Raw genomic sequence first — 23,099 nt, 5'->3', positions numbered from 1 at the left:
GTCAGACGGGCCGCAGGGCCCGGTGCACCCAGTCCGCGTGCAGGGCCTCCGGCGGGTCGACGAAGGAGATGACCCGGGTGTAGGCGGCGGCGATCGCGCCGTCGTACTGCGCCGCCTCCAGCACCCGGCCCAGGTACTCCTGGTCGGCGAGGATCTCCGGGGTCCGGTCGCCCGCCACCCCGGGGAAGCCGAGGTCGTTGCTCAGCGCCTGCCGCCACGCCTCGTCGACCGCGTCACGGGCCAGGTCCGAGAAGTAGGCGGCCGGGTCGGGCACCCGGCCGTCCGCCACGTGCGTGCGCAGCACCTGTGAGCCGAGGGCCGCGACCGTCATGCCCTGTCCGTAGGTCGGGTTGAAGCTGCACACGGCGTCGCCCAGCGCGAGCAGCCCGGACGGCAGCCGTTCCGCCAGCTCGTAGCGGCGGCGCAGACTGGCGGGGAAGCGGTGCGACACCGGGTCGTCGAGCGGCTCGGGGTTCTCCACCACCGCCTCGTAGATCTCCGGCGAGGACAGCGACTTGAGGAAGTCGAGGAAGCCCTCCGGGTCCGTGGGCGGCACGTCCCCCAGGATCCCGTACGCGGTCACGACCTGCCGGTCGCCGTCGATCCGCGCGCAGACGGCGCCCCGTGGATGGTCCGGCGTGGCCACGACGTCCACGGAGAAGTCCTCGGGCGACGGCTGCGGTCCCGCCCGGTAGTGCCGCGTGGTGTAGGTCAGTCCGACCTGTGTGCGTTCCTCGGCGACCTCGGGCCATCCGCGCGCCGAGAGCCACCGCTGGACCCGCGACCCGCGTCCGAGGGTGTCCACCACCAGGTCGGCCGCGAGGACCGAGCCGCTCGCCGCTCCCCCGGCCCCGACCGTCCGCACCCCGGTAACGCGCTGTCCATCCGGCGAGAACCGCAGGCCCACCACTTCGGTCCGGTCCAGCAGCCGCACTCCCGCCAGGCCCCGCACCCGGCGCCGCACGTGCGCCTCCAGCATGGGGCGGGACACCGACACCGTGAGGAGCCCCGCGTGCCCCTTGCTCATCGGGACGCCGTCCAGGATCCAGCGGACGTTGCCGACCACGTCTCCCGTGACGGCGCCCGCCGCCCGCAGTTCCTCCGTCACCCCGGGGAAGTACTCCTCCATGATCTGCTGTCCGCGCGCCAGTAGTCCGTGCACGTGCCGGCCCTGCGGCGTCCCCCGCCGGTTCGCGGGCGAGTCCGGCAGTACGTCGCGGTCCACCACGACGACCTCGTCGAACGACTCGGCGAGCGCCCGCGCCGCGAGCAGGCCCGCCATGCTTCCCCCCATCACCACGGCCCGTCGTCCGGCGACAGTGGTCACACCGTCCACAGCGTCCTTCCTCCTCAGCTCATTCACCTCCCCCCGACGCGTCACAGACGGTAGGACGATCCAGTAACCCGCCACCCATGAAGCGGTAATGGTGCCTCCGCATACCATTGACAATCCTCTCAACCTCCCCCGGACGTGCGCCCGCTCCAATTACTTGGCTAGCCACACGATCGGTGCTACTTTTATGTGGCCAGCCACACGAAGGGTGTGGCTGGCGAAACCGATAAAGGAGTTGTCATGAAGGCCATCGTTTTCGACCGGTTCGGCGGCACCGAGGTCCTGCGCCAGACGGAGATCGCGACGCCCGAGCCCGGCCCCGGCCAGGTCCGCGTCCGCATCAAGGCGGTCGGGGTCAACCCGGTGGACGGCAAGATCCGTTCCGGGATCATGGAGGCCGTCTTCCCCACCACGCTGCCCGCCGTCCCCGGAGGGGAGATCGCCGGGGTGGTCGACGCCGTGGGTGAGGGAGTCGACCGGCTGAAGGTGGGCGACGAGGTGCTGGGCTGGTCCGACACCGGCTCCTACGCCGCGTACGCCCTCGCCGACGCCGACGTCCTCGCCCACAAGCCCGCCGGGCTCGACTGGACGTCCGCGGTCACGCTGCCGGTGGCGGGCGACGGTGCCGACCGGGTCCTGGACCTGCTGGACGTCAGGGCCGGGGAGACCCTGCTGATCCACGGCGCGGCCGGAGCGCTCGGCACCGTCGCCGTCCAGCTGGCCGTCGCCCGCGGTGCGCGGGTCATCGGCACCGCCGGCCCGGCCAACCAGGAGTACCTCACCTCGCTCGGCGCCACCGCGCTGGTCTACGGGGAGAACCTGGTCGAGCGGGTCCGCGCCCTCGCCCCGGAGGGGGTGGACGCCGTGTTCGACGCCGCCGGGAAGGGCGCCCTGGAGGACTCCGTCACCCTGCGCGGCGGCACCGACCGGATCGTCACCACCGCCGACTTCCGCGCCGGGGAGCTGGGCGTCGTCTTCGCCGAGGGCCCCCAGCGCAGGTCGGCCGCCCGGCTCGGCGAACTCGCCCGGCTGGCCGCCGCCGGGGAGCTGGTGACCACGGTCGGCACCGTTCTCCCGCTCGCCGAGGCCGCCGAGGCCCAGCGGCTCAGCGACGCCGGCCACGGCCGCGGCAAGCTCGTCCTCACCGTCGCCTGAGGCGGTCCCGCACCGGTACCGGCTCACGGCTCACGGCTCACGGCTCACGGCTCACGGCTCACGGCTCACGGCTCACGGAGAATCCGTCATGTCCGACACTCCCTGGACGTCCTGTGGACACCGGCCACCGTCGGTGACATCACCCTGCCGCACCGGCCGGCCATGGCCCCGATGACCCGAAACCGCTCCACCCCGGAGGGCGTCCCCACCGAGCTGAACGCCGAGTACTACGCCCAACGGGCCTCGCACGCCCTCATCGTCACCGAGGGGACGCAGCCCTCCGCCGACGGGCAGGGCTACCTGCTGACCCCCGGCATCCACACGGAGGAGCAGGTCGCCGGGTGGCGGAAGGTCACCGACGCCGTGCACGCGGCCGGCGGGCGGATCGTCGTCCAGCTCATGCACACCGGCCGGATCGCCCACCCCGACAACACCCCGCACGGGCGGCAGCCGGTGGCCCCGTCGGCGATCCGCCCCGCGGGCACCATGTTCACCACCGCCGGCCCCCGGCCGATGCCGGAGCCGCGCGCACTGTCCACCGGGGAGGTCGCCGCGACGGTCGAGGACTTCCGCCGGGCCGCCCGGGCGGCCGTCACGGCCGGCGCCGACGGCGTCGAGATCCACGGCGCCAACGGCTGCCTCGTGCACCAGTTCCTGTCCAGCAACGCCAACCACCGCACCGACCGCTACGGCGGCTCCGTCGGGAACCGCGTCCGCTTCGCCGTGGAGGTCGCCACGGCGGTGGCCGGGGAGATCGGCGCCGGCCGCACCGGCATCCGCCTCTCTCCCGGCAACCCGTACAACGACATCACGGAGGACGACACCCAGGAGCTGTACCCCGCGCTGGTCCGCGCGCTCGCCCCGCTCGGTCTCGCCTACCTGCACCTGGTCCACGCCGGGGACGAGGAACTGCTGGGCACCCTGCGCGGGCTGTGGCCGACCGCCCTCGTGCTCAACCGGGCCGGCGCCGACCTGCTCACCCGCGCGGCGGACGTCGCCGACGGCCGCGCCGACGTCAGCAGTGTCGGCGCGGCGGCCCTGACCAACCCCGACCTGGCCCAACGGGTACGCTCCGGAGCACCGCTGAACACCCCCGACCCGACGACGTTCCACGGCGGCGGCGCGGCCGGGTGCACCGACTACCCCACACTCGCCCGAAGGAGATCCGACCAGTGACCGACCCCGCTTCCCCCTCACCGCAGTTCCCGGGCGCGGTCGGCGAGGGACGGCTGAGCTACGCGGTCTTCCAGCTCGCCCGTGCCCACCGCGGCAGGGCCGCCGCCATGCTCCGCCGGATGCAGCTGCACCCGGGACAGGAACTGCTGCTCATGCAGCTGTTCGACAAGGACGGCCAGACCCAGTCCGAACTCCTCGAGAGCGTCGGGCTGGACCACTCCACCGTCTCCAAGTCGCTGCGTCGCATGCAGGAGGCGGGGCTGCTCACCCGTGAGCCGGCCGCACACGACCGGCGGGTGATGGTCGTCCACCTCACCGACCGGGGCCGTGCCATGCGGGAGCCGATCACCGCGATGTGGCGGACGCTGGAGGAGGACTCGGTGCGGGACCTGACCCGGGACGAGATCGAGGCGTTCATCGGCCTCGCGCACAGGATCGAGCGAGCGGTCGACGCCGGGCGTACGCCGTGACGTGTCAGACGTGGGCGAGGAGACGTTCCAGCGGTCGCGGTACGCGTTCGAGGTCCAGCCGGGCGGCCAGCGCCCGCGCGTAGAGCGCCTTGCGACCGCTGTGGGTGCCCAGGAAGCGCCGCAACTGGTGCTCCACCGGCCGCTCGCGCTGCGCCGGCTGGCCGAGGAAAGTGCGGAAGGGGCGCGTCTCGCCCTGGGACTCGATCACCTCCCGCACGCCCTCGGCCCCGAGAGCGCGGATCAGCTCGTCCTCCAGGTCGGCGACGCACACGTGGAAGCCGAGTCGCCCGAGTCCTTCGCGCGTGAGACCGGAGCCGAGCCCGACCCGCTCCAGATGCCGCCGGAAGTGCCGCTCCTCACCGATGTCGTAGAGACCGGCCACCGGGAGTCCCAGCCCCGCGGGACCGCACACGTCCAGGAAACGCCCGATGTTCGTGGCGCCTCCGAGCGGTACCACCACGACACCCTCCGCACCGAGGTCGCGGCCGTACCGCGCGGCCAGCGTCTCCAGGGCGACCCGGTCACTGCCGCCCTCGACGAGCACGACCGTCCGCACCCCGTCGCCGGCCAGCTCCCGCGCCGCCGTCGCGGCCGCGGCCGCCCCCGCCCCGCCGGCCGCCCACGCGGCCGGCGCCGGTCCCAACCGTCTCGACTCGTCCACGGAACCTCGCTTCCCGGTCGCCATCCTGGCACGGTCGGGAAGTCGTGCGCATGCGAGTTCTCCGTGGCCCGTGGCGGCGCTGGGCCCATTCCGCGAACAGTGCGGGGACCGGACACTTCCGGCCGCTGCGGAGCGCGATTTCAAGCCTCGGCATATCGCTTTTCAGTCGTAAGAGCATGCGGCTCTTACCGATGGGGGCCTGCACCGACCAGTCTGGTCGTGAAACGTGAGACGCCATTCACTGCGTGGTACGACTGAGCACACCGCTCACGTTCAGCACCTCGTGGCATTCCTGTGCCCGACGGCCGGTGGCCGGTGTTCCCGGCGTATTACAGGTCACTTCGACGGTCACGGTGTCGTTCTCAGGAATCTCGATGGGGGTGACCCAGTGATAGTCCTGGTTGCGGAAGGTCTCCAGCGCGATAGTGGTGATCTTGCGATCGCCGAAACTGAACGTCAGCACCCCCTCGTCGCCCTGGAAATTGGCGATGACGACGTCCGTGACGCGGAAGACGCTGTTGTCGGGCACTTCGTAGACACCGGTCGCGGTGTCCCCGGCGGACGTCTGCACGTCGATGGTCTGCGAACTCTGCCCACCGCCGCCGGTGCCGGTACCGGTACCGGCACCCGGTCCGCTGCCGCCGCCGGGCGCGGTGCCGTCACCGCCCGCTCCGGGCGGGGCGCCCGACTCCTGGCCGCCGGGCCCGGTGCCCGAGCCGTCGCCGGAACCGCTGCCCGGGGCCTGCCCGCCGTCCTCCCCCGGGGGCGTGGGACGCGGCCGGACCGCCTCGGTGGCCGCCTCCTCGGCGGCGCTGCGCACGGCCGGACGGACCAGCGCGAACCAGGCGAGCAGCAGCGCGAGCAGTGCCGCCAGCACCGCGAGCAGCCACTTGGGGAAGATCGGGATCTGGACGAACTCCGCGTCCAGCGGCGGCCGGACGGCGGTCACGTCCTGCCGCACCGTCTCCCGCTGTCGCTGTCCTGCCGTCTCCCCGTCACCGGCTTCGACGGTGTCCACGGTGAACGGCCACACCACGGGGGCGCCGAACCACACCGGCTTGCCGGTACGGACCCGCAGGCCGACCTCCACCGATTCGCCCGGCTCCAGCCCGGGACTCGCCGGGTTGAAGGCGAAGCCCAGCTCCTCCCCCGCCTGACCGGGCGTGAAGGCCACCTGCCTCGGGGAGTTGCCCTGGTTGCGCACCGCCAGCCGGTAGCGGCCGCGCAGCCAGCCGCGCCGGCGGCGCGGCAGCACCTCGGTCTGCAGCTCCCGGAACTCCTCGACGTGCACGGTGGTTTCGAGGACCCGCACCGACTCGGGGTGCTCGGCCGGCAGGACCCGCACCCCGAGGGGCAGGTCGCCGGCCCGGACCTCCGGGGAGCGCGGCGGCTGCAGGAGGAGCGTCACCGTCTCCGAGGTGCCGGGGTAGAGGGAGACCCGGGCCGGCTGCGCCGTGGTCCAGGGCGCGCAGTCCCCGACGATCTCCAGGCTGTACGCCTCGACGATGTCACTGTCGTTGCGGACTGTCACGCTGGTCGTGGCGGTAGCGCCCGGCGTGACCGTCACCGCCGGGATGTCGGGACCGGGCGCACCGGCACCGGAAGAGGCTGCAGAAGGCGTCACGCCACGACGGTAGAACCGCGCCCGCCGGCTCAACGAGGAGCGCGAGGGCAACACCCGGGCAGTCGTGGTGCCCGGGAGGCAATGACCGACTCTCTTGTGATGGTACGTAACCACGGCGTCGCGGCGCCTCCTGTGCCCCGCACACGGGCCGCCGGGCCGTCCCCGCGTCACACCACGGACTTACGAGACAGGTAGCCCCCTATGTCCAGTGCAGAGAGAAACGATCCGGTGGTGTCCGCCACCACGTCACGTACGCCCGGCACGGCCCGGACCGCGCACCGGGCCGTCCCCCACGACCGCCCCGGCCGGGTGACCGTGGCCGTCTACGCCGCCGATCCGGTCCTGCGCGTCGGCGTCGTGCAGCAGTTACGTCCGCGCCCCGAGATCGACCTGCTCGACGACGCGGACGCGGAACGGGCCCAGGCGTCGCTGGTGGTCGTGGACAGCGTCGACGACGAGGTCGCCGCCCTGCTGCAGCGGCTGCGGCACAACCCGGCCACCCGCACGGGTCTCGTGGTCGGCACCCTCGGCTCCGGCACGCTGCAACGCGTCATCGAGTGCGGCGTGGCGGCGGTGCTGCGCCGTGCCGAGGCCGACCAGGACCACCTCCTCCACCTGGTCCTGGCGATGGCCAACGGCGAGGGAGTGCTGCCCGGCGACCTGCTCGGCAAGCTGCTCAGTCACGTCGGCGGCCTGCAGCGCTCCTCACTCGCCCCGCAGAGCATGTCCCTGTCCACGCTGACCACGCGCGAGGCGGACATGCTGCGCCTGGTCTCGGAGGGCCTGGACACCGCGGAGATCGCCCGCAAGACCGCGTACTCCGAACGGACCGTCAAGAACGTGCTGCACGAGATCACCACGCGGCTGCAACTGCGCAACCGGGCCCACGCGGTGGGCTACGCGCTGCGCAACGGGCTGATCTGACGGCGGGCCGGGAAACCGGCGCTGCCCGAAAGAACACCGCGCGCTTCCCCCGGGTACGGCCCCGCCGCCCTGCCACGCCGCACACGTCCGTCGCAGGGTGGCGGGGCACGCCCGAACGCCGCACCGAAACGCGAGGGGAACTGTGATGGCAACCGCTGGCCCCGGCGGACGACGCCGCCCGGGCAGGTTCGGCACGTCGTTGCTGCTGCTGGTTCCGCTGCTCGGGGTGACGGCCGCCTCCGGGCAGGACGCCACCGGCCCCGGCACGCGGGCGGTCGACGCCGCCGACACCCGGGTGGCGTACGCCGGTACGCTGCACCGGAGTCTCGGCCGGGTCGCCGCCGGCTCCACCACCTCCAGTCCGCCGCTGTTCGGCGAGGGCCCGGCCCACTACGACACCCAGCCGTCCGCCTTCGGCGACACGCTGGTCTTCGCGAGCCGCCGGGACGAGAAGGACCCGCAGGTCTACCTGCGGGCCGCCGACGGTTCCGTACACCGTCTCACCACCGGTATGAACGCGGCGCACCCCCGGCTGACGCCGGACGGCGGCGCGGTGGTGTTCGACTCGCCCGGACCCGGCAGTCCGGACGGGCGGGGGCAGCGCGACCTGTGGTCGGTCCGCACCGACGGCTCCGACGCCCTGACGCGGCTCACCGACACCCCCGCGAACGAGCAGTGGCCGACCGTCTCCCCGGACGGGCGGCGCCTGGCGTACTCCAGCGACAGCGACCCGCTGGCCGGCCGGCAGGTCCACGTACGGCCCCTGGCCGGCGGCACCGCCTCCCGGCTCACCGACCCGGCGAACGGCGAGGCGACCGAACCGGTGTGGAACCCGGTCGACGACGCGGCGCACCGGAACCGGATCGTGTACACCGCCACCGCCGAGGAGGGCCGGCCCCAGCTGCGGATGGCGGACGGGAGCACCGACAAACCGTGGCTCGCGGGCGCGTACGAGAGGTGGCGTGCCCACGGGGCGGCGTGGATGCCCGACGGGAACGAGGTGCTGTTCCTGAGTCCCGAGGTCACCTGTACCTGCACGAGCGGCTGGGACCATGTGTACAGGGCGACGGAGGACCTGGCGAGAGACCCCGCGACGGTGCTCGACGAGGACCGGGAGGTGGGCTCGCCCACCTGGCTGGACGGTGGGGTGGTGGTGGAGCGCGTCACCGCGGACAGGCCGAACGAGGTGACCCTGCAGGACGCCAGAGCGGACGGGGCCGACCCTCGTGACCTGGGACTCGACCCGCTCCTCCGGGAGGACCCGGCGGCCGACACCGACGACGACCGGGCCGACGACCCGCTGTTCCGGCCCGCGCCGGGTTTCGACCCGTGGACCGAGCGGCAGAACTACACGCCCGACGGCCGCCGGATCGTGTTCACCCGGTTCACGGGCCCGGCCGGCAGCCGGGCCCAGCAGATCTACATGGTGGACGCCGACGGCTCGAACGAGGAACTCCTGCCGCTCGCGGGACGCGAACCGACGGACTGGGACACCGACCCCGCCTTCTCCCCCGACGGCAGGTACCTCGCCTTCACCCGGACCTCACCGGGCGGCGTCGGCGAGGCCGCCGGTCCCAGCCGCATCCTCGTCGCGGAGGTGGCCACCGGTGAGATCACCGGTGAGGTCGTCCCGCCGGCCGGGGAGCTCCAGGGGCAGGACGCCCAGCCCACCTGGTCCTCCGACGGCACCACCCTGGCCTTCACCCGCAACCACGCGGCCTACGGGACCGGCGGCAACAAGCACGTCTGGACCGTGCGCGTGGACGACCTCGGCCAACAGCGGGATGTGAGTGCCACGCTCTGCCCGGACAGCGGCTGCCAGGTCCTCGACGACAGCCCCGCCTTCTCCCCGGACGGGCTGAGTGTCGCCTTCAACCGCGGCGGCCGGGCCGACGAACGCAACGGCATCCTCCTGGCCTCCCTGTCGGACGACGACTGCCGGGTGCTGCTGCCCGCCGCCGCCCGCGACGTCCCCGATGCCTGCCGGCAGCAGCTGCCGGACACCTCGGAGACCGGTCCGTTCCAGCCGCGCGACGCCGCCTGGACGGCCGACGGCACCGGCCTGGTGTTCAGCTCCCGTGCCGCCGTCGAGGTCGACAGCCCCGAGAAGCTGAGCCGTCTGGACATCGCGTCCGGTGACGTCACGCCGCTCACCGGTGACCTCCCGGGCCGGCAGAAGGAGCCGAGCGTCCAGCCGTCCGTGGACCTCGCGGTGCGGGCGCCCGGTACGGCCCCCGAGCTCGTCGTCGGCGGCTCCGCCACGATCCGGGTCGACGTCGTGAACAACGGTCCCGCCGCCTCCCCCGGCACCCGGCTGACCGTCGTACCGCCGCCCGGGGTGCGGATCACCGGGATCACCCGGCCCGGCGGCACGTGCGACGCCGCCTCCCTCGTGTGCGACGTCGGCGTGGTGCCGCCCGGTGCCACCGTTCCGGTGGACGTGACCCTGACCGGTCTCACCCCCGGTGACGCACCGGTCGACTGGTCGGTCACGGGCACCGTCCTGGACCCGCAGCCCGGCGACAACGCCGGCCGGACCGTGGTGCCGGTGCGCGAGGCCCCGCCCACGAGCCCGCCGCCGACCACCGGGCCCCCCACGACTCCGCCGCCGACCACGGAGCCGCCCACGCCCGAGCCGCCCACCTCCGAGCCGCCCACGGCTCCGCCGCCCGCCCCCGCACCGCCCACGACGCCCGCGCCGCCCCCCGTCCCCCCGGAGCCGGAGCCGCCCGAGGCCGGGCCCGGGGTCCGCGTCACGGCCCAGCCGAACCCCGGTTTCGTCGGCGGACGCGTCGTGGTGACGTACACCGTGCGCAACGGCCGCGACGCGCTCGCCACCGGGCTGCGGCTGCGCATCGGCCTGCCCGCGGGCGTCCCCGGCAACGGGCCGCCGCAAGGGTGCGACGACTCCTGGGTGTGCGCGCTGCCGGACCTGGAGCCGGGCGCGAGCACCGTCGTCCGGGTGGTCCTCAGCCCGAACAGGGCGCTGACCGCCGACGTCACCGGCAGTCTCACCACCACCGGCACGGACGCCGACCGGAGCGACAACACGGCCCGGGAGCGGCTGCGCATCCTCCAGCCGCGCATCGAGGCGGTCCCCGAGATCGGCAAGCCCGGCTTCGTCACCTCCGTGCGCGGCCGGGACTTCCCGCCGGGAGTGCCGGTGCGGTTCACCTGGGACCCGGGGATCACCGCGGCGGCGGCGCCGACCGTGCCGAAGCCCGACGGCACGTTCACCGGCCAGTTGCTCATCCTCGCCAAGGACCGGACCGGGCCGCGTGTCATCACCGCCCGAGGATCCGGGTTCTCCCCGGTGACGACCGGCTTCCTGGTGGTCAGCGGTACCGTGCAGCCGCCCGACGAGGTGACCCGCCGATGATCCACGAGGTCGACGAGGGGCTGCGCCGCCTGCTCGGCGAGTCCGGTCTCGAGGCGTCGGGCGTCGAGGTGGTCTTCGACGCCCCCACCCGGGACTGGGCGGCACGCCGCACCGGCCCCACGGTCTGCGTCTTCCTGTACGACATCCGCGAGGACGCCGCCCGGCGCGGCAGCGGCGGCGGGGAGGTGCACGACGAGGACGGGTACGTGGTGGCGCGGCGCACCCCGCCCCGCTGGTTCGAGCTGACGTACCTCGTCACGGCGTGGGCGAGCCGCCCGCAGGACGAGCACCGGCTGCTGTCGCAGGTGCTGGCCACTCTGGTGGCCACCGAGGTGCTGCCCCGGCGGCTGCTCACGGGCACGCTCGCCGAACTCGGCCTGACCGTGGGCGTGGAGACCGCCGGGGTGGGGGCCGAGGGGCCGCCCGCCTCCGACGTGTGGTCCGCGCTCGGCGGTGAGCTGAAGGCGTCGCTCGGGGTGCGGGTGAGCGCGCCCCTCGCCGGGGTGAGCCGGGTCTCCGGACCCCCGGTGACCGAGGGGCTCGTGGTGCGCTCCGCCGCCCGCCGCGAGGGCGGCGGGACGACGGCGGGGCGGCGGCTGCGCTACACCGGGATCGCCGACCCCGGTGCGGAGGGCTTCACCGGCCCGCGCGAGCGGCCGGCCGCACCCGCCCGCCGCCGTCGCCGGGGTGACCGGCAGCCGTGACGTACACCGCCGACCCCGGCCTCACCGCCCGGCCCGGCGCCGGTCCCCCGCCGTCCGGCACGGAACACCTGTGGACGCGGCTGCGCGAGGTCGAACAGCGTGTGCGGCACGCCGTCGCGGTGCGCCGCGCCGCCGATCCCGACCCCGACGACCCGTACCGGGGCCAGTACCTCACCCCGGAGGCGGCGGCCCGCATCCTGGACGGACCGGGGGGCCTCGACGTGCCCGCCCACGAGCCGCCGCACCCGCCGGCCGGCTCCGTCCTCGGCGGCCTCGCCGAGCACTTCGGGCTGACCTCACTGGACCTGGACCTGCTGCTGATCGCGGTGGCGCCCGACCTGGACGCACGGTTCGAACGGCTCTACGGCTACCTCAACGACGACCTGACGCGCCGTCGGCCCACGGTCGGGCTCGCCCTGGAGCTGTGCGGGCTCGCCGGTGCGTCGCCCGCCCGCTTCCGGCTCGCTCCCGGGGCGCCGCTGGTCGCGGGCGGTCTGCTGGAGGTCACCGAGCCGGAACGGCCACCGCTGTCCCGTGTTCTGGCGGTGCCCGACCGGGTCACCGGGCACCTGCTGGGGGACGCGCGGCCCGACGCCCGGCTCGCCGGGGTCCTCGGTGACGTGCGGGAGGACCCGGCCGCGGACGCGGCGGAGGTCCACCGGACGGCGGCCGCCGCGGCCGGGACCGGCGCCGGGCCGGTCCATCTGCGCGGCCGGGGCGGTGACGCCGGGGGGCTGGCCGTCGCCGCCCTGCGCGCGGCGGGGCTGCGCCCGCTCGCCCTGGACGCGGTGGCGCTAGCCCGCCGCTCCGCGGAGGTGGCGGAGCTGGCCCGGGTGGCCGCGCTGGAAGCCCGCCTGACCGGTGCCGGGATCGTTCTGGGCCCCCTGGAGGCACTGCCCGCGGAGCCCGCCGAACGCACCCGCGTACTGCACTCGGTGTGCGCGGCGCTGCGGGGGATCCCGACGGTGACGTACGGCACGGTCGGCTGGGACCCGTCGTGGGCGGCCGACACCCCCGTCGTCGTGAACGTGCCGGCGCCGTCCCCCGGGCGGCAGGCGGCGCGCTGGCGGTACGCCCTCGACCGGGCCGCCGGTGGCGGCGCCGTGACCGGTGACGTGGAGGAGCTCGCCCGGGCGGTCGCCGCGCACCGCCTGGACTCCGGGCAGCTGCGCCGGGCCGCCGACGTGGCGACGCGCACGGCGGCCGTCGAGGGCCGCCCGGTCGGCGCGGACGACCTGCGCGCCGCCGTGCGCGCCCAGAACGGCGCGGGCCTCGACCGGCTGGCCCGCCGGGTGGAGCCGGGGGTCGGCTGGGACGACCTGGTGCTTCCGCCGTCCACCCACCGGCGGCTGCGCGAACTGGCGCTGCGGGCCCGCCACCGCGAACAGGTGCTCGGGCAGTGGGGGATGCGGCCGGGCGGCGGCCGCGGGCGCGGTGTGATCGCGCTGTTCGCGGGCGAGTCGGGCACCGGCAAGACGATGTCCGCGGAGGTCGTCGCGGCGGACCTCGGCATGGACCTGTACGTGGTGGACCTGTCCACGGTCGTCGACAAGTACGTCGGGGAGACCGAGAAGAACCTGGAGCGGATCTTCACCGAGGCGTCGGCGGTCAATGCCGTCCTCCTCTTCGACGAGGCCGACGCGATCTTCGGCAAGCGTTCGGAGGTGAAGGACGCGCACGACCGGCACGCCAACGTCGAGTCGGCGTACCTGCTGCAGCGCATGGAGTCGTTCGACGGCATCGCGGTGCTGACGACCAATCTCCGGGCCAACCTGGACGAGGCGTTCACCCGCCGCCTGGACGTGGTGGCGGACTTCCCGGTCCCCGACGCCGGCCAGCGCCGGTCCCTGTGGGAGCGCTGCCTGGGCGACCGGCTCCCCCGGGCCGACGACCTGGACCTCGCCTTCTGCGCGGACCGCTTCGAACTGGCCGGCGGCTCGATCCGGGCCTGCGCGGTGACCGCGGCCTACCTCGCGGCGGAGTCCGGGGAGCCGCTCACCATGCGGCAGCTGGTGACGGCGGTGGCCCAGGAGTACCGGAAGCTGGGGCGGCTGGTGCTGGAGGGGGAGTTCGGGGCGTATCTGGCGGTGGCGGTCGGGGCGTGAGGGGCCTGGGGACCCGGACCCCGGCGGCTCAGGAAACGGTCGGCATCCGGTCCTCGTGGTCCTCGTGGTCCTCGTGGTCCTCGTGGTCCTCGTGGTCCTCGTGCGAGAGGGCTACGGCCCTGTCATGGGTCAGCGCTCGGAAGGCGAACTCGTTCATCCGGTCCTCGTCCGGCGGCGCCTGCACGTTCACTGTGGGGCCCCCGTCGGCACACCGCTGCGACCTCTCAGTGAACCGCGCGGTCACCGCGGAGGGCCCGGAAAGGCAGCCGTCCTGCCCCCGGCCAGGTCCACGGGGCCCTGTCGCACCGGCGGACCTGCCGCGAAGACTCGGGCGTGGACACAGGTGACCGATCCGTAAGGACACCCCGCACGGACACGAAGGAGCGAGCATGCCGACGTACCTCACCCCGGGCGTGTACGTGGAGGAGGTGCAGTCCGGTGCGCGACCGATCGAAGGGGTCGGCACCGCCGTCGCCGCGTTCGTCGGCTTCGCGCAGAGCGGCCCGTTCCACGCGCCGACGCTGGTCACCAGCTGGGACCAGTACACCCAGCTCTTCGGCGGCTTCGCCGAGGGCGCCTACCTGCCGCACTCGGTCTACGGGTACTTCGCCAACGGCGGCGGCGCCGCGTACATCGTGCGGATCGGCGGTTCCGCCGAGGACGCCTCCGCCCCGGCGGGCAACGGCTCCCGGCAGCGGCGCGAGCCCGACGCGGCGGAGCCGGTGGAGCTCGGCGGTTTCCTGGTCGCGGCCCGGCCGGGCGTCTCCGGGGTGTCGGTGGAGGTCGCCGACGCGGACGGCGAGAACCCGCCGGAGGACCGCTTCAAGGTGCTGGTCCGCCAGGGCGACCAGGTGGCGGAGACGTACGACGCCTCCACCCGCAGGAACGTCAAGGGCTACCTGGTCACCCAGGCGCGCTCCTCCAGGCTGGTCGAGGTCACCGAGAAGCGGGGCACCACACAGAGCCGGCCCGCCAACCAGACCGTGACGCTGCCCGACGCCCCGGCCGCGCCCGCCGTGCCGGGCTCCGGCTCCGGCTCCGGCGAGGTGGCCCGCCTGGATCCTGCCGAGTACGTCGGCGACGCCGCGGCCCGCACCGGGTTCGGCGGCCTGGAGGCCATCGACGAGATCACCATGGTCGCGGTGCCGGACCTGATGAGCGCCCACGAGCGCGGCGACATCGACGCCGAGGGCGTGCGCACCGTGCAGCTCGCCGTCATCTCGCACTGCGAGCAGATGGGCGACCGGGTGGCCGTCCTGGACACCCCGCCCGGGCTCACCGCCCAGCAGGTGCGCACCTGGCGCAACGACGAGGCGGGCTACGACTCCCGGTACGCCACCCTCTACTACCCGTGGGTGCGGGTCTTCGACCCGGCCGCCGGGCGCAACACCACCGTCCCGCCGAGCGGTCACATCGCCGGTGTGTGGGCGCGCAGCGACGCCGAGCGCGGCGTGCACAAGGCGCCCGCCAACGAGGTGATCCGCGGCGCGGTGGACCTGGAGTTCCGCCTCAGCAAGGGCGAGCAGGACCTGCTCAACCCGATCGGCGTGAACTGCGTGCGGACCTTCCCCGGCCGGGGCGTCCGGGTGTGGGGCGCCCGCACCCTCTCCTCCGACCCGGCCTGGCGCTACCTGAACGTGCGCCGCCTGTTCAACTACCTCGAGGAGTCGATCCTCCTCGGCACCCAGTGGGTGGTCTTCGAGCCGAACGACGACCGGCTGTGGTCGAGCATCCGGCGCAACGTCACGGCGTTCCTCACCGAGGAGTGGCGCCGGGGCGCGCTGTTCGGCCGCACCGCCCAGGAGGCGTTCTACGTGAAGTGCGACCGCGACAACAATCCGCAGGAGTCCATCGACCAGGGCCGGGTCGTCTGCGAGATCGGCGTCTCGCCGGTCAAGCCCGCGGAGTTCGTGGTGTTCCGGCTGGCCCAGTTCTCCGACAGCACCAGCCTCGTCGACGAGTGACCCGCGGGTCGGTCAAGGAAAGGTGACGAACAGTCATGGCAGAGGGCGATGCTCTTTCCACCCACGTCTTCGGCGTGCAGCTCGGCGGCTACATGGTCGAATCGATCCAGGAGATCAGCGGGCTGAGCGTCGAGGAGGACGTCGTCGAGGTCAACGCCGTCAGCTCGCTCGGCAAGCAGATCATCCGCAAGCAGCCCGGCCGCCGGCTGGCCGGCGAGGTGACGATCACCCGGGGACTCGACCAGAGCAGCGAGTTCACCAACTGGATCAAGGAAACCCTCAACAACGGCGCCGTCAACACCGCCCGGCAGAACCTGACCATCGAGATCATGGACTCCGAGGGCAACACGGTCCGCCGTATCCAGCTGATGCAGGGCTGGGCCTCCAAGTGGGAGGGCCCGGGTCTGAAGGCGGGCGAGTCGGCCGCGGCCACGGAGACCGTCACCATCGTGTTCGAGGAGATCATCGTCGAATGAAGCGCCGTACGGTGACGGCGGGCAACCTGGACGAGATCCTCCAGATGACGGCGCCCGCCCCGGCCGGGACGGCGGAGCAGGCGGCACAGCCCGCCTCCGCCCCGCCGCCCCGGCAGGACCAGGACCACGGGCTGCGCACGGAGTTCGAGTTCGAGCTGCCGCGCGGGTACGTCGACGAGACGGGCACGGTGCACCGCCACGGCGCGATGCGCCTGGCCACGGCCCGCGACGAGCTGCGGCCCCAGATCGACCTGCGGGTCAAGGAGAACCCGGCGTACCTGAGCGTGGTGCTGCTGAGCCAGGTGATCACCCGGATCGGCTCGATCACCGATGTGCACGCCGGGGTGGTGGAACGGATGTACGCCACCGACGTCGCCTTCCTCCAGGACTTCTACCGCCGCGTCAACAGCGAGGGCCACACCCGCGCGGCGGTGACCTGCCCCCACTGCGAGGGCGGCTTCGAGGTCGACCTCTCGGGTGGGCGCCTGGGGGAATCGTGACGTACGCGCTTCCCCGGCTCCGGGAGGAGATCGCGTACATCGCCTATCACTTCCACTGGCCACGTGAGGAGATCCTCGGCCTGACCCACGGCGAACGCAGGCAGTGGGTGGCCGAGATCGCCCGCATCAACACCCGCGTGAACGAAGGCGGTTGATCACATGGCATGGCGGGACTGGCTGCGCCGCCGGGCCGCCGGACCGGACGCCGCGGACCGTCCGCGGCGTGCGGAACGGGTCGGCGCCACAGCGGGCGGTCCGTCCGGCGGGGCCCCGGACGGGCCGGACGGGCCGGAGGGGAGCGCGTCCGGCGGTCCGGGGGTTCCCGTGCCGGGCGGCCCTGGTTCCGCCGTGCCCGGCGGCTGGGACGGCGGCTGGCGCAACACCCCGGCGCCGCGGCTCACCGTCTCCCGCGCGCCGCTCGGCGTCAGCGACGGCCTTGCCTTCCGCGCGGGCCTGACCGCCTGGCAGAACCCGTCGTTCGGCACCGGCCTCGGGCACGCCCTGCTGCCCACGGCCCCGACCGGCCTGGTCCGCGACGTCGCACGTCCGGCCGGCCCGCAGCCCACCTACACCGGCGGGGGTCCGCTGCTGCTCCGGGCACTGCGTCCGCAGGGAGCGGACGAGCCGCGGGGCGAGGCGGACCCGGGCGGTGCGGACCGGCCGTCGGCCGACGCTCCGGCACTGCGGGGCGCGCGCCGGGCGCGTACGGATGCGGGGTCGTCCGGGAGGCAGTCGGGGACGCGGCCGTCGGGGCCGGCCGCGTCGGGGCCGGCCGCGTCGGGGCCGGCCGCGTCGGGGCCGGCCGCGTCCGGGTCGACCGCGTCCGGCGGGGCTCCGGCCGGCTCGTCGTCCCGCCCGGCTTCGCCGGGCTCTTCCCCGTCCAGCTCGCGGTCTTCCGCCGCACGGCCCTCGCGCGGTGGCGGCGGTAGCGGCGGTGCCGGTGCGGCGGACGCGGGAGCCGGGCCGGTACCCGTGGTGGCGCGTCGCGCCGACAGCGACGCCACGGGCGACGCGCGCCGGGGCGGTGCTCACCGTACGCGTCGTGGCCTCGTGTCCGCGGATGTCCCCACCGTGCTCCTCCCGTCGGCTCCCCCGGTCCAACGCGCCGTGCAGCGGGGCGACGGCCCTGTCGTGAGCCCCGACGACATCGACGGCACCGACACCGGCGGCACCTCCGGCCGCCGGCCCGCCGTACCGGAGATCCCGCTCGTACGACGTGTCGCGGTGATCCCGGGCGCGGCGGCCGCGGCCCTCCGCGCACCCGCGCCCCGGCCCGCTCCGGGCGGACCCGCCGTCCAACGCACCCCGACAGGGGCGACCGGCTCGCCACCCGCCCGGGAAGGCGCGCGGGCGGAGACGGAGCCTCGCACCTCCGGCGGCGACGCGCCGCCTCGTCCGGCCGTCCGGGTCCGCCCCGTGGGGCCGCGGCTGACCGTCGCCCGGCGCCCGGCCGGGCCCGTGCGCCGTGCGCCCGCGACGCGGCCCGCCACCACGTCCGCGCCGCCCACGCCCACCACGACGGCACCCGCCGGGACGGCACCCGCCGGGACGGCGCCGGGCTCCACCGCGCCGGTGCAGCGCGCCGCCACGCCGAGAACGGATACTCGCGCGCCCCTCGGCGCCCCGCTGACCGGACTGCCGCCCACGGCCGCGCCGTTGGCCTCGGGCGCCCCCGCACCGCATCCCGCGCCCGGTCCGGCGTTGCCCGTCGTCCAGCGCCGGGCGGAAGACCCCGGCGGCGCCCCGGGCGGCTCCGCCGCACCGGCCGACGCCCCGCGCCGGTCCTCCGAGGGGACCGGCGGCACCGGGGCACGCGCGCGCGGTGGCCTGGGCGCCCCGCTCCCCGCACTGCCGCCCAGCGCCGGCCTGCCAGCTTCCGCCGCGCCCGGCGCCGCTCCTGCCTCCCGTACGACGTCCGGACCGGACGTCCGGCGCGCCCCGGCACCGACCGGGCCCGCACCGCGTACGGAACCCACACGCCACACGCCGCGAGAGCGCGGGGCGGACGCACCCCTGCTGGGAACGGGCGCCGTCCAGCGCAGCCTCGCCGACCGCTCCCCCACCGGGGACACCGCGGAACCCGCCCCCGCCTTCCCCGCCTCCCCCGCCTCCCCCGCCTCCTCCGTATCCCCCGCCCCGGGGACAGCACCGAACCACCCCGCGCGGGACGCCGCCGCAACGGGGACAACAAGCCCGGCAGGAGGCGCACGGCAGCCCGGTACGGCGTCCGGCGCACCGGGCCCGGTCGTCGTCGCGCGGGCCGTCGCCGAAGGTCCCTCGGCCTCGGAAGCCGGGCCCTCCGGCGTGACCGGACCACGCGCCGACACCGGGACCCGCTCCGGAGCGCACTCCGTCCCGGTGGCGCCCCGCGTCCTGCCGCTGCTCGCCGCGCGCCCGCTCTCCCTCAACACCCGTGCTCCGGAAGGGGCGACGGCGCCCGTCGTCTCCCGTTCGGACGGCCCTCCCGTGGTGGCGGCGCGGTGGCCCGGCGCGGCGGCCGCGCAGCCCGGGTCCCAGGGCGCTCCCCGACCGCCTGCCGAACCGGCGAAGCCGCAGGTGCAGCGGGCCACGGCCACCCGCCCCGGGCCGGAGCGTCCGGGCGGCGGCGTACGGAGGGCCGACGCACCCACCGCCCCCGACTCGCCCACCGTCCCCGACTCGCCCACCGTCCTCGGCTCGCCCGGCACCCCCGACCCGCCCGAGGCTTCCGGCTCTCCCGGTACTCCCGCGCCCTCCGGCTCCCCCGGGCTTCCCGCCGCTTCCGCGCCCTCCGGCTCCCCTGGTCTCCCCGGACCCGGCCTTCCCGGTCCCGTCCAGCGCGTCCCGGTCCAGCGCGTCCCCGTCCAGCGCGTCCCGGTCGTCCGGCCCGCGCCGCCTCACGGAGGCACTTACGGGGCACCTCCCGCAGGGCCGTCCGGCGGGACGTACGGAGCAGCCGCTCCGACCGCCCCCGTACCGGCGCGGCCCCTGCCGGTGGCCGCGCCCCAGGGTTCGGCGCTCGCGGGACCGGCGGCGCCGCCCCTCGCGCCGCACCCGGCCGCCGCCATCCCGCCACCGTCGACGGGCGGCGGAACCGGCCGGGCACTGCCCACGGTGCAACGGGACACCACCGGCACCGGCGGTGCCGCCCCGTCCGAGAGTCCGCCGGCCAAGGAGACACCGGCCGGAGCGGTACCCGCGCGCGGTCGGCCCCGGTCGGCCTCCGCGTCGTCCGGCTCCGCCGGGGCCCCGGCCCCGCCCCCGCAGGCGCACCCGCCCGGCGAGGCACCGCAGGATCCCGGGGCCGGCCAGGACCTGGACGACCTGGCGCGCCGTCTGATCGACCCGGTGGCCCGGCTGCTCCGCGCCGAGCTGCGGCGCGGAAGGGAACGCGTGGGCCGCCCCCACGACGGACGGCGCTGAGGACACGTACACGGAACAAACGAAGGCTCGAAGCGGACGAAGGCTCGAAGCGGACGAGGGCACGGAACGGATGACGGACGAATGACCGACAGCATCTTCGCGACCAGCGTGTTCTTCCGGCTCGCGATCGGCGGCAACGACCTGGGCGCCTTCCACACCTGCTCGGGCATGGGCGCCGAGGTCGAGATGGAGACCTACGCCGAGGGTGGCAACAACGGTTTCACCTGGAATCTCCCCGGGCGTGTGACCTGGTCGAACATCACGCTCACCCGGCCGGTCACCGCCGACACGGCGAAGATCGCCCGTTGGCTGGACGAGACGCTGAAGCAGGTGGAACCCAAGGACGGCGAGATCGTGGCGCTGAAACCGGACCTGAGCCGGATCATCAGCTGGCAGGTGTTCGGGATCGTTCCCGTGCGCTGGCAGGGCCCGTCCTTCGACCCCGGCAGCTCCCAGGCCGCGGTGGAGACCCTGGAGATCGCCCACGAGGGACTGCGCCCCTCCTGACACACCCCCGCACCGCCCGGTTCCGTCCCTCCCACCGTCCTCCGTCCTCCACGCTCCGTTCTCCACGCTCCGTTCTCGTCCTCGTCCTCGTCCTCGGAAAGGAAGGTCCCGCCATGTCCCCAGCGGTCCGCTCCAGTCGGGCCAGGGCCCAGCTGACCCTGAAGGAGCCTCCCGCCTCGGTCGGCGCGAAGCCCGGCGGGACGGTGGCGCGGCTCGACCTGCAGTTCAACCCCAACACCCTGCAGCTGAACAAGACCACCGAGTGGCGCCGCAGTCCCTCGCGGATGGCGGGGCAGTCGGCGCTGCCCGAGTTCGTCGGCAGCGGCCCGCGCACACTGAGCCTCGAGGTGTTCCTGGACGCCACCGCCACCCACGACAACTCCGTGGAGCAGGCGGTGGAGAAGCTGATGAAGGCGTGTGTGCCGACCCCGGCCAGCCTGGGCCGCAAGAAGCCGGCCAGCCCGTGGGTGCGGTTCGAGTGGGGCACCGCGCGGACGACCGCGTTCGACGGGGTGCTGTCGAGCCTGTCGGTGTCGTACACGCTGTTCGACGTGGACGGCAAGCCGCTGCGGGCGACCTGTGCGCTGTCCATCGAGGAGGCGAGCGTCGATCCGCCGGGCCAGAACCCGACGTCCGGCGCCCGCACCGCCCGCAGTACGCACACCGTGGTGGCGGGCGACAGTCTGGCCCTGCTGGCCTGGCGGGAGTACGGGGACCCGACGGCGTGGCGGGCCATCGCGGAGGCGAACGGCATCGACGACCCGATGGCGCTCGCGCCCGGCACCGAACTGGTGGTGCCGGGGCTGCGGGACGCGGCGGGCGAGGAGGAGCGGTGAGCACGTCCGAAGCGGCCCGGGGCGGCCGGTCGTTCGCGGCGGACCCGATCGTGGAGACCCCCGCCGAGCTCCCGCCGGTCTGGGCCGCCCAGCTGGTGTCCTGCGTGGTGGACGAGAACGTGGGTCTGCCCGACGCGGCGGTGCTCACCTTCCGTGACCCCGACCACGAGTTCCTGGAGGCGACCGGCATCACCATCGGCACGCCGCTGCGGGTGTCGGTGGTGACCGTGAAGGGCCAGGCGCGCGAGCGGCTGTTCAACGGTGAGGTGACGGCCCTGGAGGTGGACCGCGACCGTACGGGCTCGTTCACGGTGGTGCGCGCCTACTCCAAGGCGCACCGCCTCCAGCGGGGCCGCAAGGTGGAGGCGTTCCGGAACATGACGGCGGCGGCGATCGTCCGCAAGGTGGCCGCCGGGGCCGGACTGGCCTGCGGCACCGTGGAGGCCGCGCCGGTCACGTACCAGCAGCTCTCGCAGGCGAACGTCTCCGACTGGGAGTTCCTGCAGTACCTGGCCGCCGAGAGCGGCGCGCAGGTGCGTGTGGACGACAAGGGACTGCTGCAGTTCACCAGGGCGGAGAAGGCGTCCGGCGCGCCCGCGCCGTCGACCTCGGCGGTGCGCGACCCGATGGTGCTGGAGTACGGGCGGAACCTGCTGGCGCTGCGGGCCGCGCTGTCGGCCGCGGACGGCGCGTCCCGGGTGGAGGTGCGCGGCTGGGACGTCACCACGAAGCAGCCGCTGGTGTCCCGGCACGCGTCGGTGGCGAGCGACACGGCGGTGCCGGGCCTGAGCCCGGCGCTCGCCGCCCGGTTCGGCACCTCCTCGCAGCTGACCGTCACCGACACCCCGTACCGCACCCTGGCCGAGACGACCGCGGTCGCCGAGGCGACCGCCGCGCAGGTCGGTGCGGGCTTCGCCGATCTGGAGGCGGTGGCCGAGGGCAACCCGCTGCTGCGGGCGGGCAGGCCCGTGGCGCTCGGCAACGTCGGGCGGGCGTTCTCGGGCAGGTACACGGCGACGGCGGTGCAGCACGTCCTGGAGCCGCACGGCGGGTACCGGACGACGGTGTGGGTGAGCGCCAGCCCGGACCGCTCGCTGACCGGACTGGTGACCGGGGCCAACGCGCCGAGCCGTGGTCCGCGCATGCCGGGTCTGGCGATCGGCGTGGTGACGCACGTGGACGAGCCGGGCGGCGCCGAACGCGGCGCGGTGCGGCTGAAGTTCCCCTGGCTGGACGACACCTACACGACGGACTGGGTGCGCACCGTGCAGTGGGGCGGCAAGGGCGGCGGGGGCGTGGTGAGCCCGGAGGTCAACGACGAGGTCCTGGTCGGCTTCGAACAGGGCCTGCTGGACCGTCCGTACGTCATCGGCGGGCTGTACAACGGCGTGGACAGGCCCTCGCCCCACGACGTCCCGCTGATCGACCGCACCAGCGGGAAGGTCAACCGGCGCTCCGTCGTGTCACGTTCGGGGCACCGGGTGGAGCTGCTGGACGCCGCGGCGCCCGGTCCCTCCGGACTGCGGCTCGTGACCGGTGACGAGCGTCTCGAAGTACGCATGGACGACCGGCAGAACCGGATCGAACTGACGGTGTACGCCGGGCGAGGCCGCCCCCTCACCTCCGTCCTGCTCGACCAGAAAGGGATCACGCTGGACGCGCGGCAGGGCAACGTGACCGTGAAGGGCCAGCAGGTGGACATCGACGCCACGTCCTCGGTACGGGTCGGCGGCCGCTCGGTGAACGTCAGGGGCACGACGGACGTCACCGTCGACGGCGGCATGAAGGGCGTGTTCAAGGCCGCGTGGGTGCACATCAACTGAGGCCCGCCCGTACTCGCCGTACCTCCGCCGCCCCCTCCCCACGACCTTCCGACCTCCCAG

19 protein-coding genes are annotated in these 23,099 nt (G+C 74.7%); 15 read left to right on the top strand and 4 right to left on the bottom strand.

From position 1 onward, the window contains the following. Position 1 precedes the first annotated feature (1 nt). On the bottom strand, positions 2-1,327 hold the full coding sequence (locus tag IEZ04_RS11315) for an FAD-dependent oxidoreductase (protein ID WP_229820958.1): 1,326 nt from the start codon (positions 1,325-1,327) through the stop codon (positions 2-4). Between the two features lie 246 nt (positions 1,328-1,573). On the opposite strand from IEZ04_RS11315, the gene IEZ04_RS11310 reads away from it, so the two are divergent. From IEZ04_RS11310 to IEZ04_RS11300, 3 genes are all read left to right on the top strand, one after another. Continuing rightward, the gene (locus IEZ04_RS11310) at positions 1,574-2,488 is read left to right on the top strand and encodes an NADP-dependent oxidoreductase (RefSeq protein ID WP_189216596.1); all 915 of its coding nucleotides are present in this window, start codon (positions 1,574-1,576) and stop codon (positions 2,486-2,488) included. A 102-nt stretch (positions 2,489-2,590) separates the two neighbouring features. Beyond that, positions 2,591-3,664 (top strand): alkene reductase, encoded by a 1,074-nt coding sequence (locus tag IEZ04_RS11305; RefSeq protein ID WP_189216671.1) that lies wholly within the window; start codon positions 2,591-2,593, stop codon positions 3,662-3,664. Then, positions 3,661-4,134, top strand: a complete 474-nt coding sequence (locus IEZ04_RS11300) for a MarR family winged helix-turn-helix transcriptional regulator (RefSeq protein ID WP_229820956.1) — start codon at positions 3,661-3,663, stop codon at positions 4,132-4,134. Before IEZ04_RS11305 ends, IEZ04_RS11300 begins: the two co-directional genes overlap by 4 nt. 4 nt (positions 4,135-4,138) lie before the next feature. Here IEZ04_RS11300 and IEZ04_RS11295 read toward each other — a convergent pair whose 3' ends face one another. Continuing rightward, positions 4,139-4,819 (bottom strand): ATP-dependent endonuclease, encoded by a 681-nt coding sequence (locus IEZ04_RS11295; RefSeq protein ID WP_189216595.1) that lies wholly within the window; start codon positions 4,817-4,819, stop codon positions 4,139-4,141. 214 nt (positions 4,820-5,033) lie between these two features. After that, positions 5,034-6,419 (bottom strand): COG1470 family protein, encoded by a 1,386-nt coding sequence (locus IEZ04_RS11290; RefSeq protein WP_229820955.1) that lies wholly within the window; start codon positions 6,417-6,419, stop codon positions 5,034-5,036. Positions 6,420-6,647: 228 nt separating this feature from the next. On the opposite strand from IEZ04_RS11290, the gene IEZ04_RS11285 reads away from it, so the two are divergent. The 4 genes from IEZ04_RS11285 to IEZ04_RS11270 all read left to right on the top strand — a co-directional run bounded on the left by IEZ04_RS11285 (position 6,648) and on the right by IEZ04_RS11270 (position 13,531). Continuing rightward, positions 6,648-7,343, top strand: coding sequence for a helix-turn-helix transcriptional regulator (locus tag IEZ04_RS11285; protein WP_373296289.1), 696 nt, complete (start codon positions 6,648-6,650; stop codon positions 7,341-7,343). 145 nt (positions 7,344-7,488) lie between these two features. Then, on the top strand, positions 7,489-10,722 hold the full coding sequence (locus tag IEZ04_RS11280) for a DUF11 domain-containing protein (RefSeq protein ID WP_189216593.1): 3,234 nt from the start codon (positions 7,489-7,491) through the stop codon (positions 10,720-10,722). After that, entirely contained in the window at positions 10,719-11,426 is a 708-nt protein-coding gene (locus tag IEZ04_RS11275; protein WP_189216592.1) for a Pvc16 family protein, read from the top strand. The genes IEZ04_RS11280 and IEZ04_RS11275 overlap by 4 nt, the downstream gene beginning before the upstream one ends. Next, positions 11,423-13,531, top strand: a complete 2,109-nt coding sequence (locus IEZ04_RS11270) for an ATP-binding protein (protein WP_189216591.1) — start codon at positions 11,423-11,425, stop codon at positions 13,529-13,531. The genes IEZ04_RS11275 and IEZ04_RS11270 overlap by 4 nt, the downstream gene beginning before the upstream one ends. A 28-nt stretch (positions 13,532-13,559) precedes the next feature. On the opposite strand, the gene IEZ04_RS11265 is transcribed toward IEZ04_RS11270, so the two are convergent. Then, the gene (locus tag IEZ04_RS11265) at positions 13,560-13,721 is read right to left on the bottom strand and encodes a hypothetical protein (protein ID WP_229820953.1); all 162 of its coding nucleotides are present in this window, start codon (positions 13,719-13,721) and stop codon (positions 13,560-13,562) included. Positions 13,722-13,920: 199 nt separating this feature from the next. Here IEZ04_RS11265 and IEZ04_RS11260 point away from each other — a divergent pair, with 199 nt between their 5' ends. The 8 genes from IEZ04_RS11260 to IEZ04_RS11225 all read left to right on the top strand — a co-directional run bounded on the left by IEZ04_RS11260 (position 13,921) and on the right by IEZ04_RS11225 (position 23,039). Further along, positions 13,921-15,495: a phage tail sheath family protein gene (locus IEZ04_RS11260; protein ID WP_189216589.1), complete on the top strand. Its 1,575-nt coding sequence runs from the start codon at positions 13,921-13,923 to the stop codon at positions 15,493-15,495. 35 nt (positions 15,496-15,530) lie between these two features. Further along, positions 15,531-15,971, top strand: coding sequence for a phage tail protein (locus IEZ04_RS11255; protein WP_189216588.1), 441 nt, complete (start codon positions 15,531-15,533; stop codon positions 15,969-15,971). After that, positions 15,968-16,471 carry a zinc-ribbon domain-containing protein gene (locus IEZ04_RS11250; protein ID WP_189216587.1) on the top strand — a complete coding sequence of 168 codons (504 nt, stop codon included), beginning with the start codon at positions 15,968-15,970 and terminating at the stop codon, positions 16,469-16,471. Before IEZ04_RS11255 ends, IEZ04_RS11250 begins: the two co-directional genes overlap by 4 nt. Further along, positions 16,468-16,626 (top strand): DUF6760 family protein, encoded by a 159-nt coding sequence (locus IEZ04_RS11245; RefSeq protein WP_189216586.1) that lies wholly within the window; start codon positions 16,468-16,470, stop codon positions 16,624-16,626. Before IEZ04_RS11250 ends, IEZ04_RS11245 begins: the two co-directional genes overlap by 4 nt. Positions 16,627-16,630: 4 nt before the next feature. Continuing rightward, positions 16,631-19,873: a hypothetical protein gene (locus tag IEZ04_RS35590; protein ID WP_189216585.1), complete on the top strand. Its 3,243-nt coding sequence runs from the start codon at positions 16,631-16,633 to the stop codon at positions 19,871-19,873. Between the two features lie 81 nt (positions 19,874-19,954). Next, on the top strand, positions 19,955-20,380 hold the full coding sequence (locus IEZ04_RS11235; protein ID WP_189216584.1) for a phage tail protein: 426 nt from the start codon (positions 19,955-19,957) through the stop codon (positions 20,378-20,380). Positions 20,381-20,493: 113 nt separating this feature from the next. Then, positions 20,494-21,216 carry a CIS tube protein gene (locus IEZ04_RS11230; RefSeq protein WP_189216583.1) on the top strand — a complete coding sequence of 241 codons (723 nt, stop codon included), beginning with the start codon at positions 20,494-20,496 and terminating at the stop codon, positions 21,214-21,216. Beyond that, positions 21,213-23,039 (top strand): VgrG-related protein, encoded by a 1,827-nt coding sequence (locus tag IEZ04_RS11225; RefSeq protein WP_189216582.1) that lies wholly within the window; start codon positions 21,213-21,215, stop codon positions 23,037-23,039. The genes IEZ04_RS11230 and IEZ04_RS11225 overlap by 4 nt, the downstream gene beginning before the upstream one ends. Positions 23,040-23,099: the final 60 nt, after the last annotated feature.

Source organism: Streptomyces ruber (assembly GCF_014648075.1).
GTDB lineage: Bacteria > Actinomycetota > Actinomycetes > Streptomycetales > Streptomycetaceae > Streptomyces > Streptomyces ruber.
Note: the sequence above shows the minus strand (reverse complement) of the source record. Positions and strands in the feature narration are given on the sequence as shown.

Bases quoted from the DNA above. Each gene is read 5' to 3' on its own strand.
- IEZ04_RS11310 (WP_189216596.1), top strand. From the start codon at position 1,574: ATGAAGGCCATCGTTTTCGACCGGTTCGGCGGCACCGAGGTCCTGCGC.
- IEZ04_RS11295 (WP_189216595.1), bottom strand. From the start codon at position 4,819: ATGGCGACCGGGAAGCGAGGTTCCGTGGACGAGTCGAGACGGTTGGGA.
- IEZ04_RS11280 (WP_189216593.1), top strand. From the start codon at position 7,489: ATGGCAACCGCTGGCCCCGGCGGACGACGCCGCCCGGGCAGGTTCGGC.
- IEZ04_RS11275 (WP_189216592.1), top strand. From the start codon at position 10,719: ATGATCCACGAGGTCGACGAGGGGCTGCGCCGCCTGCTCGGCGAGTCC.
- IEZ04_RS11260 (WP_189216589.1), top strand. From the start codon at position 13,921: ATGCCGACGTACCTCACCCCGGGCGTGTACGTGGAGGAGGTGCAGTCC.
- IEZ04_RS11255 (WP_189216588.1), top strand. From the start codon at position 15,531: ATGGCAGAGGGCGATGCTCTTTCCACCCACGTCTTCGGCGTGCAGCTC.
- IEZ04_RS11250 (WP_189216587.1), top strand. From the start codon at position 15,968: ATGAAGCGCCGTACGGTGACGGCGGGCAACCTGGACGAGATCCTCCAG.
- IEZ04_RS35590 (WP_189216585.1), top strand. From the start codon at position 16,631: ATGGCATGGCGGGACTGGCTGCGCCGCCGGGCCGCCGGACCGGACGCC.
- IEZ04_RS11235 (WP_189216584.1), top strand. From the start codon at position 19,955: ATGACCGACAGCATCTTCGCGACCAGCGTGTTCTTCCGGCTCGCGATC.
- IEZ04_RS11230 (WP_189216583.1), top strand. From the start codon at position 20,494: ATGTCCCCAGCGGTCCGCTCCAGTCGGGCCAGGGCCCAGCTGACCCTG.